This is a genomic window from Chryseosolibacter indicum (genome assembly GCF_018598585.1).
GTDB classification, from domain to species: Bacteria; Bacteroidota; Bacteroidia; order Cytophagales; family Cyclobacteriaceae; genus Chryseosolibacter; species Chryseosolibacter indicus.
Window position 1 is genome coordinate 1 of the sequence record NZ_JAHESD010000145.1, and the last position, 1,684, is coordinate 1,684.

The following is a 1,684-nucleotide window of genomic DNA, read 5'->3' on the forward strand; positions in this document are numbered from 1 at the left end:
GACCCGTAGATAACCCGTCTCTTTAAGGTACGGGTTATCTACGGGTTATATACGGATTATATACGGGTTATCTACGGATTATCTTGTGGTAAAACCGGGGACAAAGAGGGAGATGAGTAGGGTTTGGGGAGGGGATGAATGGGATGAAATATTAGGTTTGGAGGGATGGGTGATGGGAAGAGATGACTTCTGGAGCTGGAGGCTGTGAAGTATGGGTAATGAAAGCTTTAATCAAACTGTTTTTTTAGAAGGAAATTAAAAGCATTAAATTGGAGAGCAATAAGGAAATATAAGCCATATGGCTTATAGCGAGATGTTAGCATGCATTTGTTTTGGACAATGGAGACTACGATAAAAATAGAGACAATTCTGACAGGAATCGCGGCATTCCTTCTGCTGACGTTTCTGGTAATTATGCCAATAGACATTTCCGACTTTTACGCGGACAAAGAGACGTATGTAATGGTCCACGGACTGAATACGAATGAGAAGAATTGGGAATGGCAATATCTGGACAGGTGGGTTTACTTAGGACTGTTAAGCATCGTTGGACTCATAATAATAACATTGCGACTTATCAAGAAGGACAATAAGACGATTAAAAAAATAAACTGGACGTTTTTGGTTTTCTTCTTCGGGCTGACGATCATCGGATTTTACAATTGGATGAAGACTGGCTTCGATCATTGATCGGAGAAAGCAAACGCATGCTAACATCAGCTATAATACATATGCTTTATCGTAGGTTCTTAACTTGTGTGCTATTAAATTTCGCTCAGCAACGTTGGACAAAGATGTAGGTATTTAAACGCATACGTCTTATAGCTAGGCGTTGCCAGCAATGCCTCAGGACAGAGTAGCCTGTAAGAACATCGGACAATTAAATAGTAAATGAACGAATTTCTAAATCTGACAATAAAAGTAATCACGATAGACCTTTTCATTGGTTACGGACTGTTTACATTAGTTTGGCTCCGAACTTCAATAATAAAAGGACAATCTGGACCAATTGAAACACTTGACATTAAAGCAAGCAAGTTCATCCGATTTGTAGGAGTCATTTACTTCATTTGCATAGTGACAATTATAATTATCTCACTCGTCACCGTGGACGACTATGAAATTCGTTGGTATCCGTTGCTTCAAGTTGTTGTATGGACAACAATGACGCAATTTATAATGATTGAAAAAGTAAGGAGGAATAAAATCGTGAGACTTGTATTCGCCATCTTATTCTTGATTTCATTTGAGATTTTCGTGATAGTTGTGACATCAATACATCGGGACTATTCAAGCGGTGGACTCTTTAGCGAACTTTCAACAATTGACGTAATTATAGGACTGACAAGTAAGACGGTAGTATTCTGCATTTTGACAATGGTTTATTCATTCGTCATCGGACAAGTGAAACGAATGAGAGCAGTGTGATGCGGCACATGCTGGCAACACTGTGCATATTTCAATGCGGGGGTTCAGTGTTGCGTTGTAGTTTTAGTTTCTTAATTTAGTTTTATCACGTGGGACAATTTTGCAGCAGGTCGCGCTTGTCATGGCCGATGGCCATTTAACAAGCGCTCCTGGCCCCGCAACGCAATATGCACTCACGTTGGTAGCCATACTTAAGACAGATGAGATATTATAAAATTGGGAAAGCTTGGGAACCAGAAATCATAGGAGTTAAAGA

2 protein-coding genes are annotated in these 1,684 nt (G+C 39.7%); both read left to right on the forward strand.

Translation table 11 applies throughout. The features are described 5' to 3' along the window. Positions 1–339: 339 nt before the first annotated feature. Positions 340–690 (forward strand): hypothetical protein, encoded by a 351-nt coding sequence (locus tag KK060_RS24800; protein WP_254157973.1) that lies wholly within the window; start codon positions 340–342, stop codon positions 688–690. 201 nt (positions 691–891) lie between these two features. Next, positions 892–1,428 carry a hypothetical protein gene (locus tag KK060_RS24805; RefSeq protein WP_254157975.1) on the forward strand — a complete coding sequence of 179 codons (537 nt, stop codon included), beginning with the start codon at positions 892–894 and terminating at the stop codon, positions 1,426–1,428. Positions 1,429–1,684 lie beyond the last annotated feature (256 nt).